Source organism: Micromonospora sp. NPDC051543, assembly GCF_044454415.1.
Taxonomy (GTDB): domain Bacteria; phylum Actinomycetota; class Actinomycetes; order Mycobacteriales; family Micromonosporaceae; genus Micromonospora.
Genome location: NZ_JBITDT010000015.1, coordinates 28,821 through 44,255, shown reverse-complemented (window position 1 = coordinate 44,255; position 15,435 = coordinate 28,821). Strand labels below are relative to the sequence as shown.

The window sequence follows — 15,435 nt, the reverse complement described above, 5'->3', positions numbered from 1 at the left end:
GCCGCGACGCTAGGACGCCGGACGCCACGACGGCCGCCTCGCTGGCTCGACCTGTGGACAACCGAGGCCTCTGTGGACAACGCCCTGATCATGCGCGCGTCTGGTATGGCGCAGTGGCCGTCCGGAGGTAGCGCGCATTCATGGATGAGGATTAATGTTAGCGCTATCATCGCCCCCCACCACCACCGCCACCTGAGGGGAACCACGGACATGAAGAGAAGGCTGCACCGCCTGCTGGCCGCAGCGGGGACCCTGCTGGTCCTCGTCGCCGGGGCCGGCGTCTACCTGGTCACGGAGACGCCCGGCGTCGCCCGGGCGGCCGGCACCGGCCCGTGCGACATCTACGCCTCCGGCGGCACGCCGTGCGTCGCCGCGCACAGCACCACCCGGGCCCTGTACGGGGCGTACAACGGAGCGCTCTACCAGGTCCGCAGATCGTCGGACAACACCACCCGTGACGTCGGCGTGCTCAGCGCCGGTGGTGTCGCGAACGCCGCCACCCAGGACACGTTCTGCGCCAACACGAGCTGCGTCATCACGATCATCTACGACCAGTCCGGCCGCAACAACCGGCTCACCCAGGCCCCTCCCGGTGGCTTCAGCGGCCCGGCGGCCGGCGGCTACGACAACCTCGCCGACGCCAAGGCGGCACCGGTCACCATCGGCGGCCAGAAGGCGTACGGCGTCTACATCGCCCCCGGCACCGGTTACCGCAACAACAACACCAACGGCGTCGCGACCGGCGACCAGCCCGAGGGCATCTACGCCGTCGTGGACGGCACGCACTACAACCAGTGGTGCTGCTTCGACTACGGCAACGCGCAGACCAACGTCCTGGCCGACGAGCGCGCGATCATGGAGACGGTCTACTTCGGCGCGAACAAGCAGTGGGGCTACGGAGCGGGCGCGGGTCCCTGGATCATGGCCGACCTGGAGTGGGGCCTGTTCTCCGGGGTGAACGCGGGCTACAACAACATCGCGTCCATCAACCACCGCTTCGTCACGGCCATGGTCAAGGGCGAGCCGAACCACTGGGCGATCCGCGGCGGGAACTCGCAGTCGGGTGGCCTGACCACCTACTTCGACGGTCGGCGGCCCAACGGCTACAACCCGATGAAGAAGGAGGGAGCCATCCTCCTGGGCATCGGGGGCGACAACAGCATCACCGGCCGCGGCACCTTCTTCGAGGGCGTGCTGACCTCCGGCTACCCGACGGCCGCCACCGAGGACGCCGTGCAGGCGAACATCGCCGCTGCCGCCTACACCCCCGCCAGCGGCGGCAACCCGCAGCAGAACGCCCAGATCGTGGGCGCGCAGTCCGGTCGCTGCGTCGACGTGCCGAACGGCGCCACCACCAACGGCACCCAGGTGCAGCTCTGGGACTGCATCAGCAACAGCGCCGCGCAGCGTTGGACCTACACGGCCGGCAAGCAGATCCAGGTGTACGGCAACAAGTGCCTCGACGCCAACGGCCAGGGCACCGCGAACGGCACCCAGGTGATCATCTGGGACTGCCACGGCGGCGCCAACCAGCAGTGGAACGTCAACGCCAACGGCACCCTCACCGGCGTCCAGTCCGGGCTCTGCCTGGACGCCAACGGCGCCGCCACCGCCAACGGCACCAAACTGATCCTCTGGGCCTGTAATGGTGGACAGAACCAGCAGTGGTCCCTGCGGAGCTGAGCGGACAGCGGTCGGGCCGTCTCCGGATGGAGGCGGCCCGAGCGCACCGGATCAGCGGGCCTCCGGGTCGAGGCCGAGCACCGCCCGTCCCCCGTCCACCGGCAGGGTCACCCCGTTGACGAAGCTCGCGGCCGGCGACAGCAGGTACGCGACCGCCTCCGCCACCTCGTCGGCACGCCCGATCCGGCCCACCGGGTGCAGCCGGGTCAGCTCGGCGTCGATCTGCTCGGCCCGGGCGGGCTCCTGCGCCGCGAGGAACTCGGCGTGCCGCTCGGTGGCGATCGAGCCGAGCGCGACGGCGTTGGCGCGGATGCCGTGCCGCCCGTACTCGACGGCCAGCGCCCGGGTCAGCCCCTCCATGGCGGCCTTCGCCGTGGCGTACGGCAGGGCGCCCGGCACCGGCCGGCGGGCCTGGTGCGACGAGACGTTCACGATGGCGCCGCCCGTGCCGGCGGCCAGGAAGCGGCGCACCGCCACGGCGGCACCCACCACGGCCGGGCGCAGGTTCAGCCCGATCAGGTCCAGCACGGTGTCGGCCGACGCTGTGTGCAGGGCCGCGTCCCGGAAGATCGCCGCGTTGTTCACCCAGCCGGTCAGCGGGGCGACGCGTTCGGCCACCTCGGCGGCGTGTTCGGCCACCCGCTCATCACCGGCGTCGCCGACCACCGCGAGCAGGCGATCGGCGGCCGGATGCCCGGCGAGCCAGTCCACCGCCTCGGCGTCGCGCTCCACGACGACGACGGTGACGCCGGTCGTCACCAGCCGTTGCGTCACGGCCCGGCCGACGCCACGGCCACCACCGGTCACCACGCACGCGCCGGCCACGATCTCAGCTCGCGGGCCGGCGGTGCACGACGACACAGGCCAGACCCGGCCCGGCGTGCGCGGCGACCACCGCGCCCGCCTCGGAGACGTACGTGTCGTGCACCCGTTCGCCCAGGCGCGCGGTGAGCGCGGCGAGCAGCGCCTCGGCGCGCTGCGGTGCGGCCAGGTGGTGTACGCCCAGGTCGACGTCGTCGTCGCCGGCCGCCTCGACGGCCAGATCGACGAGCCGGGCGACTCCCCGACTGGCGGTACGCACCTTCTCCCGCAGCACGATCGTCCCGTCCGGCATGTGCATGATCGGCTTGACCGAGAGGGCGGTGCCGAGCAGCGCCTCGGCGGCGTTCATCCGGCCTCCCCGGCGCAGGAACTCCAGCGTGTCGACGTAGAACCACATGGTGGTCCGGGCGACGGCGGCGAGCGCGGCGTCGCGTACACCGGCGAGGTCGTCTCCGGCCTCGGCGGCGGTGGCGGCGGCGATGGCCGGGAAGCCGAGGCCCATGCCGGTGGAACGGCTGTCGACGACCTCGACCCGGCCGTCGAAGTCGTCGGCGGCCAGCCGCGCCGCCTCGACCGTGCCGGACAGGCCGGCGGACAGGTGTACCGAGACGACGCCGTCGGCGCCGTCGTCGAGGAGGCGGCGGTACGTCCGGGCGAACTGTTCGGGCGCCGGGCGCGACGTGCTGGCCGACACCCGCCGCTCACCCAGCGCGCGGGTGGCGTCGGCGGGTTGGGTCTCCACCCCCTCCAGCCCCTCCGCGCCGTTGAGCACGACGGTCAACGGGACGACGGTCAGCCGGTGCCGCAGCACCAGCTCGGGTGGGAGGTAGGCGGTGGAGTCGATGACGACCGCGACGGGCATGCCCGGCACGCTAGCCGATCACGACCCGCCGCGCCGAGGTGCGAGCGCCGACCCGGGCCGGATCGGCGCTCAGACCGCGTCGACGACGGCCGGGGCGGTGACGAGGCCGACGTTGTGGCCCCGGAGCTGCCAGCCCCGGACGTCGTCGTGTCGCAGCTCGGTCCAGTGGCAGTTGGCCAGCGAGCCGATGGTGCGCAGCACGTCGGCCGGCCAGCCGAGCAGGTGACCGACGCCCTGGCGGGAGGCGCCGCCGTGGGTGGCGAGGACCACCGTCCCGTCGGGCGTCGCGTCGGCCGCCGCCAGGAACGCGGCGGCGACCCGCTCACCCAGCTCGTGCAGTGGCTCCAGATCCGCGCCCGGTGCCGGGTCGCCGGCCCGCCAGCGCGCGTACTCGCCCGGGAACCGCTCGGCGACCTCGGTGAGGTGCAGGCCCTGCCACTGGCCGAAGTGTCGCTCGCGCAGCCGGGCGTCGGTGCGCACCCCGAGGCCGGTGAGCGCGGCCAGCGCCGCGGCGGTCTCCGCGGCGCGGCCCAGGTCGCTGGAGACGATGGCGTCCGGTCGCAGCGACGCGAGCAGCGGCGCGGCGGCGCGGGCCTGGTCGCGGCCCAGCTCGTTGAGGGGTACGTCGGTCTGCCCCTGGACGCGGTTGGCGGCGTTCCAGTCGGTGTTGCCGTGCCGCCAGACGATCAGCCGGGTCATTCGGCTGCGGCGGACCCGCTGGCGTCGGCCTCGACCAGGTCGCGGTCGACGAACGGGATGGTGGGGCAGTCCTTCCAGAGGCGGTCGAGCCCGTAGAACTCGCGCTCCTCGGTGTGCTGGACGTGCACCACGATGTCGACGTAGTCGAGCAGCACCCAACGGCCACCCCGCTCGCCTTCGCGCCGGATCGGCTTGGCCTTCTCCGGAAGCTCCAGCAGGCGCTCCTCGATGGCGTCGACGATGGCGAGCACCTGGCGCTCGTTGGGGGCGGCGGCGAGCAGGAACGCGTCCGTGATGGCGAGCTGGTCGCCGACGTCGATGATCGCGATGTCCTGCGCCTTCTTGTCGGCGGCTGCCTGGGCGGCGGCGATCGCCAGCTCGTGCGCGCGTTCGGAAACTGTCACCGTTCTCCTTCGATCAGGCGTGCGATCCTCCAAGCGTCTCACACCCGGCGAGGTCCCGACCCGTCAGTTCTGGTCGGTTAGACGTACCAACCGGCACATACCGGACGCGATCAGGACTGATAGAGGCGTCGCTTGGCGATGTACTGCACCACACCGTCTGGCACCAGGTACCAGACCGGCTCGCCGCGGGCGACCCGGGCACGACAGTCGGTCGACGAGATGGACATCGCGGGCACCTGGATCAGGCTGACCGTGTCCGCCGGGAGGTGCTTGTCGGTCAGCGCGAAACCGGGACGGGTCACACCGACGAAGTGGGCCAGCTCGAAGATCTCGTCCAGGTCCTTCCAGGACAGGATGCGTTGCAGCGCGTCCGCTCCGGTGATGAAGAAGAGCTGGACCTTGGAGCCGTACTCGGCCTGGAGGTCGCGCAACGTGTCGACCGTGTAGGTCGGGCCGCTGCGGTCGATGTCGACGCGACTGACCTGGAAGCGGGGGTTGGAGGCGGTGGCGATGACCGTCATGAGGTACCGGTCCTCGGCGGGGCTGACCGGCTCGTCGGCCTTCTGCCACGGCTGCCCGGTGGGGACGAAGACCACCTCGTCCAGGCCGAACCGGTCCGCCACCTCGCTGGCCGCGACGAGGTGCCCGTGGTGGATCGGGTCGAAGGTGCCACCCATGATCCCGATCCGCCGGATATCTTCCTCCACCCGTTGATCGTAGGCCGGGCGTCCGAACCGGCCGTATCGGCCCGAGGGCTGGTGGCACGAATAATCGTATGCGTATACTCGTTCACGAGTATTTGGGAGGTACGTCATGCCGAAGCGGCGCAAGGTCGGCAACCTGCTGGCGCTGGCCGTGCTCTCCGCCCTCGTCCAGCGGCCCATGCATCCCTACGAGATGGCCGGCACACTGCGCGCCTGGGGCAAGGACCAGGACATGGAGTTCAAGTGGGGCTCCTTCTACACGGTGATCCGCAACCTGGACAAACACCAGTTGATCGCAGCCGTGGAGAGCGTCCGCGAGGGCCGACGCCCGGAACGCACCGTCTACCGCATCACCGACGCGGGCCGGGCCGAGCTGGTCGACTGGGCGCGGGAACTGGTCGGCACGCCCATGGCCGAGCATCCCCGCTTCCGGGCCGGCCTCTCCGTGCTCGCCGCCCTGCACCCCGACGAGGCGACCGACCTGCTCCGGCAGCGGCTCGACCGACTGGACGACGCGCTGCGCCGTGACCGCGAGACGCTCGCCGCCCACCTGCGGGACGTTCCACGACTGTTCCTGGTCGAGAACGAGTACGACCTCGCCATCCGGGACGCCGAGGCCACCTGGCTGCGGGCCCTGCTGGCGGAGCTGACCTCGGGAAGCTACCCGGGGCTGGACTTCTGGCGGGCCTTCCACGAGACCGGCGAGATACCGCCCGAGCTGACCGAGCTGGCCGCGAGGACCAGCAGCGACCCCGACACCGCCGACTGAGAAGACAGCTCCGGCGGGGTGCGCCAACACCCCGCCGGAGCCCTACCTCGAACCGACACCTGAGCAGGCACCCGGCCCGAAGCGGCAACCACGAGGATAACCGGGTTCCCTCCCAGGACGGTTCGTCCGCACCCATGCGACGACACCAGGGAGAAAGAGCATGACAACGGTACGAACCGCACTCGTCATCGGCGGCGGCATCGCGGGGCCCGTGGCGGCCCTCGCGCTGCACCGCGCCGGCATCACCGCCACCGTCGCCGAGGCGTACCCGCCGCCCGCCAGCGGAGCCGGTGGCATCGGTGGCACCCTCGCGCTCGCGCCCAACGGCGTGGCAGCCCTACGGGCCGTCGGCGCGGACGCGGCGGTGACCGCGATCGCCACCGGGATCCACCGCAGCGTGATGGCCGTCGGCGCCCGACGGATCGACCTGCCGATGCTGGCCGGAGTGCCACCGCTGCGCGTGGTGCACCGGGCCGAGCTGCACCGGGTGCTGCACGACCGGGCCGTCGCCGAGGGCATCACCTTCGCGTACGGCAAGCGACTGGTCGACGTCACGCAGACCGACGACGGCGTGACCGCGCGTTTCGAGGACGGCACCACGGCGACCGCCGATGTCCTGGTCGGCGCGGACGGCGTCCGCTCCACGGTCCGTGGCCTCATCGACCCGGCCGCGCCCGGCCCCCGGTTCACCGGACTGCTCGGCTTCGAGGCGGTCGCCCGGCACGAGGTGGAAGCCGAGGAGGGCACGATGACGTTCGCCTTCGGACGGCGCGGCTACTACCTGTACTGGCCGGAGCCGGGTGGCGGCACCCGCTGGGGGGCCAACCTGCCGGGGCAGCGGCCGATGAGCCTCGTCGAGGCCCGTACGGTGCCCGCGCGGCAGTGGCTGGACACGTTGCGCGCCACCTACGGCGACGACGACCCGGGCCGGCAGCTGATGGCCACCAGCTCCGCCGACGACCTCCAGGTGGCCGGCGCGTTGCAGATCATGCCGCCCGTGCCGCACTGGCACCGGGGCCGCATGGTGCTGGTCGGCGACGCCGCGCACGCGCCGTCGAACAGCTCCGGGCAGGGCGCCTCGCTCGCCATCGAGAGCGCGGTGCAGCTCGCCCGCTGCCTGCGGGACCTACCCGACGTGACGTCGGCCTTCGAGGCGTACGTGCGGCTGCGTCGTACCCGGGTCGAGAAGGTCGCCGCCCGTGCCGCGCGGATCAACCACACCAAGGCGCCCGGGCCGGTCGCCCGCGCGCTGATGCCGCTGCTCATACCGCTGCTGGTGCGCACGGCGATGGACCCGGAGCGCACCGTCGCCCACGAGCAGCGCTACGTCATCGACTTCGACGCCCCGGTCACGGCGGAACCCGCCCTGGGCTGAGCACGGGCGCGGGGTGGCCGCTCGGGCCACCCCGCGCTCGGACCATCGCAAGCCGGGCCGCCCACCCCGGCGGCCGACCTCAGGCCGAGGCGGCGGCCACCGCCGTGCGCGCCACGAGCGCCCGCCGCAGGTCGTCGTCGGCGTCGGTGACGACCCGCCGCAGGCCCGCCGTCAGGTCGTCGCGGGCCAGCAGCGCCGTGGCCGCCTCCCGGGTCGGCTGCGCCACGGCGTAGCGGGGGAACGCCAGCTTCGCCACCCGGTCGGCCGTCCAGGGGGTACGACGACGAGCGGCGGCCGGCATCTCGGCGAAGTACCGCCCGACGTACGCGGCGGTCAGCTCGGGCTGCTCGGGCTGCCAGAACCCCTCCGCCGTGGCCTCGAGCAGCCGGTTGGACAGCTCGGTGTCCCGCATGAGGATCTCCCATGCCGCCTGCTTGGCGGCCGGGTCGCCCACGGCGGCCCGGCAGTACGCGGCCTGTTCCGCGCCGGCGGAGCTGACGTCGGCGCGCGCCTCGGCGGCGATCTCCGCCTCGCCTGCCGCGCCCAGCGCCACGAGCCGGCGCAGCACCGCCCACCGCAGCTCCGCGTCGACGGCCAGCCCGGCCGGTACGTCCCGGCCGGCGAGCCAGCCGACGAGCAGGTCGCTGTCGGTGGTCGCGGCGATCCAGCCCCGGGCGGCGGCGAGCTGCAACGACTCCCCCGCCGGAGCGCCATCGAGCAGACGCCGGCACGCCTCGGCGACCCGGGCCAGCGCCGCCGAACGGGCCAGCGGGTCGAGGTAACGGTCCACCAGCGACCGGCTGAGGACGAGCACGTCCTCCGCGATGATCACCTCGGTCTCGGCGGGCAGCGCCGCGACCATCAGGTCGACCAGGCCGACGACGGGCCGTTCGCCGTCGGTCACCGCGTCCAGCGCCTCGCCCCAGAGCACCGCCCGGGCGAGCGGATCGGTCAGAGAGGGCAGCACCACCGCGACAGCGTCCGCCGACGCCGCGTCGAGGCGTACCTTGGCGAAGGTCAGGTCACCGTCGTTGAGCAGCAGCACCTCGGCCGCCGGCTCACCCGTCAACGCGCCGAGCACGGTACGACCGCCGTCGACGGCCGGATCGAGATCCACCTCCGTGCGCTGGACGGCGCCGTTCGCCGCGTACCGACCCACCCCGATGCGGTGCGGACGCAGCACCGGGTGCGACGCGGGGGCGGTCTGCACCACGGCGACCTCGGTGTAGCGCCCGTCGGCGTCGACGTCGACCTCGGCGCGCAACGTGTTGACCTGCGGCCGGCGCAACCACAGCTCGGCCCAACCGGACAGGTCCCGGCCGCTGGCGGCGGAGAGGCTGGTCAGCAGGTCGGCCAGGGTGGCGTTGCCGAAGCGGTGCGCGGCGAAGTGCGCGTTCAGGCCGGCGAGGAAGGCCTCGTCGCCGAGCCACGCGACCAGTTGCCGCAGCACGGCGGCGCCCTTGGCGTACGAGATGCCGTCGAAGTTGAGCAGGCCCTCGTCGGCGTCGGCCACCTCCGTCGGCGCGACCGGGTGGGTGGAGGGACGCTGGTCGGCCGCGTACCCCCAGGCCTTGCGGCGCATGGCGAACGTCGTCCACGCCTGGTCGAAGCGGGTGGCCTCGGCGGTGACCCGGGTGCCCAGGTACTCGGCGAAGGACTCGTTGAGCCACAGGTCGTCCCACCAGCGCATGGTGACCAGGTCACCGAACCACATGTGCGCCATCTCGTGGGCGATGGTGGTGGCCCGCACCTCGCGCTGGGTGTCGGTGACCGCCGAACGGAACACGTAGTCGTCGCGGAAGGTGACGATGCCCGGGTTCTCCATCGCGCCGGCGTTGAACTCGGGCACGAACGCCTGGTCGTACTTGCCGAACGGGTAGCGCTCGGCGAAGAGCTGGTGGAACCGGTCCAGGCACCGCCCGGTGATGTCGAAGATCTCCTCGGCGTCGGCATCCAGGTGCTCGGCGAGCGACCGTCGACAGTAGATCGCCAGCGGTATGCCGTCGTGCTCTGCGTGGCGGACGTGGTACGGCCCCGCGATCAGCGAGAAGAAGTACGTCGCCAGCGGCGCGGTCGGAGCGAACTCCCAGCGCCCCGGTGCCGGGGTGGCGACCACCTCGGCGTTTCCGGAGACCGTCCACTGCGGCGGCGCGGTGACCGTGAGGGTGAACGGGGCCTTGAGGTCGGGCTGGTCGAACGCGGCGAAGATGCGCTGGGCGTTGTCGAGGAACGACATCGCGTAGAGGTAGGTCTCGCCGTCCGCCGGATCGACGAAGCGGTGCAGCCCCTCCCCGGCGTTGGAGTACGTCATCTCCGCCTCGACGACGAGGGTGTTCGTCGTGTCGAGATCGACCAGCGGCAGCCGGTTGTCGGTCAGCGTGGCGGGGTCGACGGCACGGTCGTTGAGGCGTACCGCGACGAGGTTTGCCGGCCTGACCTCGACGAAGGTGGCGGCCCCGGCGGTCGCCCGGAAGCGGATCTCGACGCGGGACCGGAACAGATCGCCCTCGCCGGTCAGGTCGAGGTCCACCTGATAGGACTCGACAGTAATCGCCGCGCCACGCGCGGTCGCCTCTACACGGGTCAGGCTCGGCATCCGCTTATCCTGCCCGATGGGGATCGGCAGGCGGTCCCCACCTGGCCCCCTGCAGTGGAGGAAAGAACCATGGCGCAGCACCCCAAGGGCGATTTCGACCTCTCCCGCGCGGTCTGGCAACGGGCCGAGGGGGACACCTCCGAGAGCGCTGTCGAGGTCGCCTTCGTCGACGACCTGATCGGGATGCGCAACTCCGCCGAGCCGCAGGGCCCGGTGCTGGTCTTCACCCAGGCCGAGTGGGACGCGTTCGTGGCCGGCGCACAGGACGGCGAGTTCGACCTCGACTGATCGGCCGTGGCCCGTGCCGGTGCCCTCCTCGACGAGGACACCGGCACGGGTCGCGCGGTGGGGGTTTTCTCAGCAGGGGCTGGGGCGGGTGTCAAAGCCCGTGGCCGGGGACTTTGACACCCGACCTAGTCGCCGTCGCCCCAGCCCAGACCGCCCGGGCCCGGCGCGTGGTGGAAGCCGGGATGGTCGGCGACGTCGACGCAGCGCTCCCCGTCCGGGCCGACCGCGCCGCAGAACAGCCGCTCGGCCCGGTGCCAGGCATCGGCCGGCGACAGGGCCGCCGCACCGAGCGCCAGCTCCGGGCGGAGCAGGCTCAGCGCCTCCGCGTACGCCACCGCCTGTTCGACCGCGTCGGCCGCGCCCGGCGCGGTGAAGCCCAGGTGCACGGTGAAGAACCGGCGCGGTCGGGCCGGCCGGCCCGGCGGGCCGATCAGCGGCCGCCCGGCCCCACCCGCACCTGGCGTCTCGACCGCCCGCCGCTGCCGCCAGCGCGGCGGCCTGTTGTCGTTCATGCGTCCTCCCCGTGGTCGTGGACACCTCGGCCCAACGGGGTCGCCACCGTCGTCCGACGATGCCGACCGGCGACGGCCCCACCGGCTAGCCAACCAGGTTCCGCCGCCCGTGGGAGGGGCCAGCGGACGCGCTGTCGACACGGGGATTGCACGGCGGCCACGAGGGTAGACGTGCCCCGGCGGCGACGCGGGCCGCCGCCGGAACCTCGAGGAGGCCCGATGGCGACCATGCCGGCCGACCGCAGCCCGGACAGCACCCTCGCCCTGCTGCGCGCCGGCTACCGGTTCATCGGAGAACGCTGCGACCGCCTGGGCAGCGACGTCTTCTCGACCCGGATCCTGCTCACGCCGACCATCTGCCTGCGGGGTCGGCCGGCCGCCACCCTGTTCTACGACAACGAACGTTTCCAGCGCGGGAGCGCCATGCCGCTGCGGATTCAGCGGACCCTCACCGGCCGGGGCGGCGTGCAGGGGCTGGACGGCGCCGCGCACACCGACCGCAAGGCCATGTTCATGTCGATCATGACGCCGACGGCGATCGGACGACTCGGGCACCTCTTCGACGCCGAGTGGCGGGCACGGATGCCCGCCTGGGAGGCGGCCGGCGCGGTGCCGCTCTACGACGAGCTGGGCCGGCTGCTGACCCGGGTGGTCTGCGCCTGGGCCGGCGTGCCGCTGGCCACGTCGCAGGTCGACCGCCGCGCCGTCGACCTGCACGCCATGATCGAGGGCCCGGCGGTCGTCGGCCCACGGCACTGGCGGGGCCTGCTCGCCCGCCGCCGCACTGAACGCTGGATCGGCGACCTCGTCGAGCGGACCCGGGTCGGCATCCACCCGGCCCCGGCCGACAGCCCGCTGCGGGTCGTCGCCGAGCACCGCGACACGCGCGGGGCGCTTCTCCCCCGCCGGATCGCCGCCGTCGAACTGCTCAACCTGCTGCGTCCCACGGTCGCCGTGGACCGGTACATCGTCTTCGCCGCGCTCGCCCTGCACGACCATCCCGGCTGGCGACAGCGGGTCCGCGGCGACGACGGGGCCACCGAGCAGTTCGTCCAGGAGGTACGCCGCTACTACCCGTTCTTCCCGATGGCCGCGGCCCGGGTCCGGCGCCCCTTCGACTGGCAGGGCCACCACTTCCCGCAGGGGCGGCGGGTGCTGCTCGACCTCTACGGCACGAACCACCACCCGGCGCTCTGGCCCGAACCGGAACTGTTCCGCCCCGAGCGGTTCGCCGACCGGCGCGTGGACCCGTTCGCGCTGATCGCGCAGGGCGGCGGCGACCACAGCACCGGGCACCGCTGCGCCGGCGAGTGGATCACCATCGACCTCATGAAGCGGGCGGTCACCCAGCTGACCGGCGGCATGCGCTACGACGTGCCGCCGCAGGATCTGCGTCTGGACCTGCACCGGATGCCCGTCCTGCCGCCCGGCCGCATGACCGTCACCAACGTCCGCCGCGCCTGAGGCCGTCCCACCGCCGTTGTCCGGGTGTCGGTGCCTCGCGCCGGTTTGGACGGCCGCCGTGCGGGCAGGCGCAGCAGGCGGCACACCCGCCGCGCAGCACCCGGAAAGGAGGCGCGATGCCCTCTCCGGCCAGCGGTGACGCCCGACGCGCCGCGCGTCACGGCACCGGCCGAACGGCCCTGCCGATGGCGTACGTCCTGCCGCTGCGCTGGCACACCGACGCCGGCCTGGACGAGCTGACCGGCTACCTGCGCCGGCTGAGCGGTCTCGTCGACGTGATCGTGGTCGACGGCTCACCTCCGGAGTTGTTCGCCCGGCACGCGGCGGCCTGGCGCCCGCTGCTGCGACACCTGCCGCCCGATCGCGCCCGGCGAGGGCTCAACGGCAAGGTGGTGGGGGTGCACACCGGCGTGGGCGTGGCACGCCACGAGCACGTGGTGATCGCCGACGACGACGTCCGGTACGACGAGGCCGGGCTCCACGCGGTGCACCGACTGCTGGACCGGGTCGACCTCGTCCGGCCGCAGAACTACTTCGATCCGCTGCCCTGGCACGCCTGGTGGGACACCGGGCGGACGCTGCTCAACCGCGCCCTCGGAGACGACTACCCCGGCACCCTCGCGGTACGCCGCAGCACGTTCCTCGCGATGGGCGGGTACGACCCCGACGTGCTCTTCGAGAACCTGGAGCTGATCCGTACGGTCCGCGCCCACGGCGGCGTCGAGGCCACGCCACCCTGGCTGTACGTACGCCGGCTGCCGCCGGACGCGGCGCACTTCCGGGGCCAGCGGGTCCGCCAGGCGTACGACGACCTGGCCCAGCCGGCCCGCCTGCTGGCCGCGCTCGCGGTCCTGCCCGCGCTGGCCACGGCGGTCGCGTCCCGCCGGCCCCGGCTGCTGCTCGGCATGACGGCCAGCGTCGTCGCCCTGGCCGAGGCGGGTCGCCGCCGCGCGGCCGGTGCCACCGTCTTCCCACCGACCACCACCCTGGCCGCCCCGCTCTGGCTGCTGGAGCGCGGATTCTGTAGCTGGCTCGCGCTGACCCAGCGCCTGCTGAGAGGCGGAGTCCGCTACGGCGACACCAGAATCCGCACCCCAGCCCACCGCCACGAAGTCCCCGCGATCTTGCACTTTCTGCTGAGACAAAAGCCTCGTTAGCCGACAGAGCGGCAACAGGAAGTGCAAGATCGCGGGGAGATACGGCGACGGCTCGTGGTTTCAGGAACTGACCTGCTGGCGGGCCTGCTGTGTTTGGTCCTTGACGTTCTGGGCGGCCGAGCGGCCGTCGTCCTTGACCGCGTGCACCGCGTCCTGGGCGGTGGACTTCACCGACTCGGCGGCGTGCTGGGCCGGCTCACGCAGCTCGTCCTTGAGTTCGCTGGCAACCTCGCCCAGCTTCTCCTTGACGACTCCGCTGTGCTCGCCGACCTTCTCCTTGACCTGGGCGGCCGCCTGCTGCTCCCGGCGGGAGGCGGGGATCAGCGAGGAGGCCAGCCAGCCCACGCCGAAGGCGATCAGACCGGCGGCGAGCGGGTTGCCCTGCGACTTCTCCCGGATCACGCGGGGCGCGCTGTGGGCGGCGTCGCTCACGGAGGAGGCCGCCGAGTGCGCGGCGTCGCTGACGCTGGACGCCGCCGACGACGCGCGGTCGCCCACCGAGTGGGCGGCGTGGCCGGTGCCGTGGCCGAGGTCGGAAGCGGTTCCCATGACCTTGTCCCTCACATTCTGCAGCGCGGAGCGGGCCCGCTGCTTACGGTCGTCGACGATGCGGCTGGGGCTGACCTTGTACGCCAACGCGTCCACATCGGAGCTGAGGCTGTTGCGGGTGGCTTCGATCTCCCGGCGGATCTGGTCGGGGTCGGTGCTCATCGGGTGACTCCCTCCGGGTGGGGCTTGAGCGCGTCGGGGATCCGCTGCACGCTGTCGTTGGTCTGCTTGAGCCCGCGTACGTGCTGGGCGTTCTTCTTGGCCGCCGAGTAGAGGACGGCGGCGACCACGGCCCAGACCACGGCGACGATCAGCGCGGCGAGGCCGGAGTCCATGACGTTGTCCAGGAACTGCCAGATGGCGATCGACACGAAGAGGGCCACCATGTAGCCGCCGAAGCCGGCGCCGCCGAAGAGGCCTGCGGCCTTGCCGGCCTTCTTGCCCTCCTGGCGGATCTCGGCCTTGGCCAGCTCGACCTCCTGACGCATCAGCGTCGACAGGTCGGTGGTGACCTGACGCATCAGGTCACCCAGCGAGCTGTTCTTCACCTCCGACGCGGTGTGCGGAGCACCCGCGTCGGGGTGGTAACCGGAGTCCAGTCCGGACCCCTGCGTCGGCATGCTCATGCCGCCTCCCTTCGGATGACTCGGTGCCTCACGGGCGGGGGCTGCCGCTGGACGGCACGCCCGGCAGCGGGTCGGTCTGGGTCACCGGCGGCAGCGGCTGACCGGTGCTCGCCGGCTCGGTGTAGCCGCCCTGGCGGGCCGGGTCTTGGTAGCCGCCCGGCGTCGGGTCGGCGTAACCGCCGGAGGTCGGCTCGGTGTAACCGCCGGAGGTCGGCTCGGTGTAGGTGCCCGGCGTCGGGTCGAGGTAGCTGCCCGCCGGGGCGGCGTCTGCGGCCGTACGGGGCGCCGGCGGCGGGGTGGGGATCACGGCGGTGCGCTCGGGGTCGTACGCGCCCGCGCCGCGGTAACCCGCGGAACCGTTGCCGGAGTCGTCACCGGAGGCCGAGATGCCCTTGGTCAGTCGGCCGGCCAGCACACCGAGCACCGCCGCGCCGACCAGGAAGGTGCCCGGGTTACGCCGCGCGTAGTCGCGTACCTCGTTGATCAGGTCGCCGGGCTGGCGCTCCTCGAGCCAGCCGGCGACGCCGTGCACCCGGTCGGCGGCCTGGCGGGCCAGCTCGCTCACCGGACCGGCCTGGCCACCCTGCTCGGCCATCGTGCGCATCTCGTCGGCGATCGACCGCAGTCCGCCGGCCGCGCGGCGCTGCTGCTCACCGGTCTGGCTGGCGAGCTGGGTGCGGGCCTCGCCGTAGAGGTTGCGGGCCTGCCGGACGGCCTCACGGCCAACCTCGGTGCCCTGCTCCTTGGCGGTCTGGGCGACCGCGCCACCGGCGTGCGCCGCCTCGGACCCGACGTGCCGCGCCTGCTCGCGGACGCCGCCGCCGTTGGTGGACTCCTGGCCGTAGGTGGAGGAGGTGGGTGACAGATCGTAAGTCATGATTTCCCTTCCGCTCGGAAGTGTCGTCGCGGTTGTTCTGGGGGGATG

16 protein-coding genes are annotated in these 15,435 nt (G+C 72.8%); 6 read left to right on the top strand and 10 right to left on the bottom strand.

The features are described 5' to 3' along the window. Positions 1-210 precede the first annotated feature (210 nt). Positions 211-1,683 carry an arabinofuranosidase catalytic domain-containing protein gene (locus ACIA3K_RS24905; protein WP_396804113.1) on the top strand — a complete coding sequence of 491 codons (1,473 nt, stop codon included), beginning with the start codon at positions 211-213 and terminating at the stop codon, positions 1,681-1,683. A 51-nt stretch (positions 1,684-1,734) separates the two neighbouring features. Here the strand turns inward: ACIA3K_RS24905 and ACIA3K_RS24900 are convergent, their stop codons facing one another. The 5 genes from ACIA3K_RS24900 to nadD all read right to left on the bottom strand — a co-directional run bounded on the left by ACIA3K_RS24900 (position 1,735) and on the right by nadD (position 5,177). Further along, the gene (locus tag ACIA3K_RS24900; RefSeq protein WP_396804112.1) at positions 1,735-2,508 is read right to left on the bottom strand and encodes an SDR family NAD(P)-dependent oxidoreductase; all 774 of its coding nucleotides are present in this window, start codon (positions 2,506-2,508) and stop codon (positions 1,735-1,737) included. A gap of 4 nt (positions 2,509-2,512) precedes the next feature. Further along, positions 2,513-3,367 (bottom strand): DegV family protein, encoded by an 855-nt coding sequence (locus tag ACIA3K_RS24895; protein ID WP_396804111.1) that lies wholly within the window; start codon positions 3,365-3,367, stop codon positions 2,513-2,515. 69 nt (positions 3,368-3,436) lie between these two features. Further along, positions 3,437-4,066 (bottom strand): histidine phosphatase family protein, encoded by a 630-nt coding sequence (locus tag ACIA3K_RS24890; protein WP_396804110.1) that lies wholly within the window; start codon positions 4,064-4,066, stop codon positions 3,437-3,439. Beyond that, positions 4,063-4,470, bottom strand: a complete 408-nt coding sequence (rsfS, locus tag ACIA3K_RS24885) for a ribosome silencing factor (protein WP_355053184.1) — start codon at positions 4,468-4,470, stop codon at positions 4,063-4,065. The genes ACIA3K_RS24890 and rsfS overlap by 4 nt, the downstream gene beginning before the upstream one ends. 110 nt (positions 4,471-4,580) lie before the next feature. Beyond that, entirely contained in the window at positions 4,581-5,177 is a 597-nt protein-coding gene (nadD, locus tag ACIA3K_RS24880) for a nicotinate-nucleotide adenylyltransferase (protein ID WP_396804109.1), read from the bottom strand. A 106-nt stretch (positions 5,178-5,283) separates the two neighbouring features. On the opposite strand from nadD, the gene ACIA3K_RS24875 reads away from it, so the two are divergent. Further along, the gene (locus tag ACIA3K_RS24875) at positions 5,284-5,943 is read left to right on the top strand and encodes a PadR family transcriptional regulator (protein WP_396804108.1); all 660 of its coding nucleotides are present in this window, start codon (positions 5,284-5,286) and stop codon (positions 5,941-5,943) included. Positions 5,944-6,103: 160 nt separating this feature from the next. After that, on the top strand, positions 6,104-7,318 hold the full coding sequence (locus ACIA3K_RS24870) for an FAD-dependent monooxygenase (RefSeq protein WP_396804107.1): 1,215 nt from the start codon (positions 6,104-6,106) through the stop codon (positions 7,316-7,318). Positions 7,319-7,397: 79 nt separating this feature from the next. On the opposite strand, the gene pepN is transcribed toward ACIA3K_RS24870, so the two are convergent. Then, positions 7,398-9,914: an aminopeptidase N gene (gene pepN, locus ACIA3K_RS24865; RefSeq protein ID WP_396804106.1), complete on the bottom strand. Its 2,517-nt coding sequence runs from the start codon at positions 9,912-9,914 to the stop codon at positions 7,398-7,400. A gap of 69 nt (positions 9,915-9,983) precedes the next feature. Between pepN and ACIA3K_RS24860 the strand changes: the two genes are divergently transcribed. Then, positions 9,984-10,202 carry a DUF397 domain-containing protein gene (locus tag ACIA3K_RS24860; protein WP_355053179.1) on the top strand — a complete coding sequence of 73 codons (219 nt, stop codon included), beginning with the start codon at positions 9,984-9,986 and terminating at the stop codon, positions 10,200-10,202. Between the two features lie 125 nt (positions 10,203-10,327). On the opposite strand, the gene ACIA3K_RS24855 is transcribed toward ACIA3K_RS24860, so the two are convergent. Continuing rightward, the gene (locus tag ACIA3K_RS24855; RefSeq protein WP_396804105.1) at positions 10,328-10,714 is read right to left on the bottom strand and encodes a hypothetical protein; all 387 of its coding nucleotides are present in this window, start codon (positions 10,712-10,714) and stop codon (positions 10,328-10,330) included. A gap of 219 nt (positions 10,715-10,933) precedes the next feature. On the opposite strand from ACIA3K_RS24855, the gene ACIA3K_RS24850 reads away from it, so the two are divergent. Then, complete coding sequence (locus ACIA3K_RS24850; RefSeq protein WP_396804104.1) at positions 10,934-12,178, top strand: cytochrome P450; 1,245 nt, start codon at positions 10,934-10,936, stop codon at positions 12,176-12,178. A 116-nt stretch (positions 12,179-12,294) separates the two neighbouring features. Continuing rightward, positions 12,295-13,335 (top strand): glycosyltransferase, encoded by a 1,041-nt coding sequence (locus ACIA3K_RS24845; protein ID WP_396804103.1) that lies wholly within the window; start codon positions 12,295-12,297, stop codon positions 13,333-13,335. A 60-nt stretch (positions 13,336-13,395) separates the two neighbouring features. On the opposite strand, the gene ACIA3K_RS24840 is transcribed toward ACIA3K_RS24845, so the two are convergent. Genes ACIA3K_RS24840 through ACIA3K_RS24830 form a run of 3 tightly spaced genes read right to left on the bottom strand, consistent with a single transcriptional unit; the run spans position 13,396 to position 15,387 of the window. Beyond that, entirely contained in the window at positions 13,396-14,046 is a 651-nt protein-coding gene (locus tag ACIA3K_RS24840; protein ID WP_396804102.1) for a DUF3618 domain-containing protein, read from the bottom strand. Beyond that, positions 14,043-14,510 (bottom strand): phage holin family protein, encoded by a 468-nt coding sequence (locus ACIA3K_RS24835; protein ID WP_396804101.1) that lies wholly within the window; start codon positions 14,508-14,510, stop codon positions 14,043-14,045. The genes ACIA3K_RS24840 and ACIA3K_RS24835 overlap by 4 nt, the downstream gene beginning before the upstream one ends. A 28-nt stretch (positions 14,511-14,538) precedes the next feature. Next, positions 14,539-15,387: a hypothetical protein gene (locus ACIA3K_RS24830; protein ID WP_396804100.1), complete on the bottom strand. Its 849-nt coding sequence runs from the start codon at positions 15,385-15,387 to the stop codon at positions 14,539-14,541. Positions 15,388-15,435: the final 48 nt, after the last annotated feature.

What these genes read in the sequence shown, in the direction of transcription:
- pepN (WP_396804106.1), bottom strand. Translation starts at nt 9,914, where the DNA reads ATGCCGAGCCTGACCCGTGTAGAGGCGACCGCGCGTGGCGCGGCGATT.
- ACIA3K_RS24860 (WP_355053179.1), top strand. Translation starts at nt 9,984, where the DNA reads ATGGCGCAGCACCCCAAGGGCGATTTCGACCTCTCCCGCGCGGTCTGG.
- ACIA3K_RS24875 (WP_396804108.1), top strand. Translation starts at nt 5,284, where the DNA reads ATGCCGAAGCGGCGCAAGGTCGGCAACCTGCTGGCGCTGGCCGTGCTC.
- ACIA3K_RS24905 (WP_396804113.1), top strand. Translation starts at nt 211, where the DNA reads ATGAAGAGAAGGCTGCACCGCCTGCTGGCCGCAGCGGGGACCCTGCTG.
- ACIA3K_RS24845 (WP_396804103.1), top strand. Translation starts at nt 12,295, where the DNA reads ATGCCCTCTCCGGCCAGCGGTGACGCCCGACGCGCCGCGCGTCACGGC.
- ACIA3K_RS24835 (WP_396804101.1), bottom strand. Translation starts at nt 14,510, where the DNA reads ATGAGCATGCCGACGCAGGGGTCCGGACTGGACTCCGGTTACCACCCC.
- ACIA3K_RS24840 (WP_396804102.1), bottom strand. Translation starts at nt 14,046, where the DNA reads ATGAGCACCGACCCCGACCAGATCCGCCGGGAGATCGAAGCCACCCGC.
- ACIA3K_RS24830 (WP_396804100.1), bottom strand. Translation starts at nt 15,387, where the DNA reads ATGACTTACGATCTGTCACCCACCTCCTCCACCTACGGCCAGGAGTCC.
- ACIA3K_RS24870 (WP_396804107.1), top strand. Translation starts at nt 6,104, where the DNA reads ATGACAACGGTACGAACCGCACTCGTCATCGGCGGCGGCATCGCGGGG.
- ACIA3K_RS24855 (WP_396804105.1), bottom strand. Translation starts at nt 10,714, where the DNA reads ATGAACGACAACAGGCCGCCGCGCTGGCGGCAGCGGCGGGCGGTCGAG.
- ACIA3K_RS24890 (WP_396804110.1), bottom strand. Translation starts at nt 4,066, where the DNA reads ATGACCCGGCTGATCGTCTGGCGGCACGGCAACACCGACTGGAACGCC.
- ACIA3K_RS24895 (WP_396804111.1), bottom strand. Translation starts at nt 3,367, where the DNA reads ATGCCCGTCGCGGTCGTCATCGACTCCACCGCCTACCTCCCACCCGAG.
- ACIA3K_RS24850 (WP_396804104.1), top strand. Translation starts at nt 10,934, where the DNA reads ATGGCGACCATGCCGGCCGACCGCAGCCCGGACAGCACCCTCGCCCTG.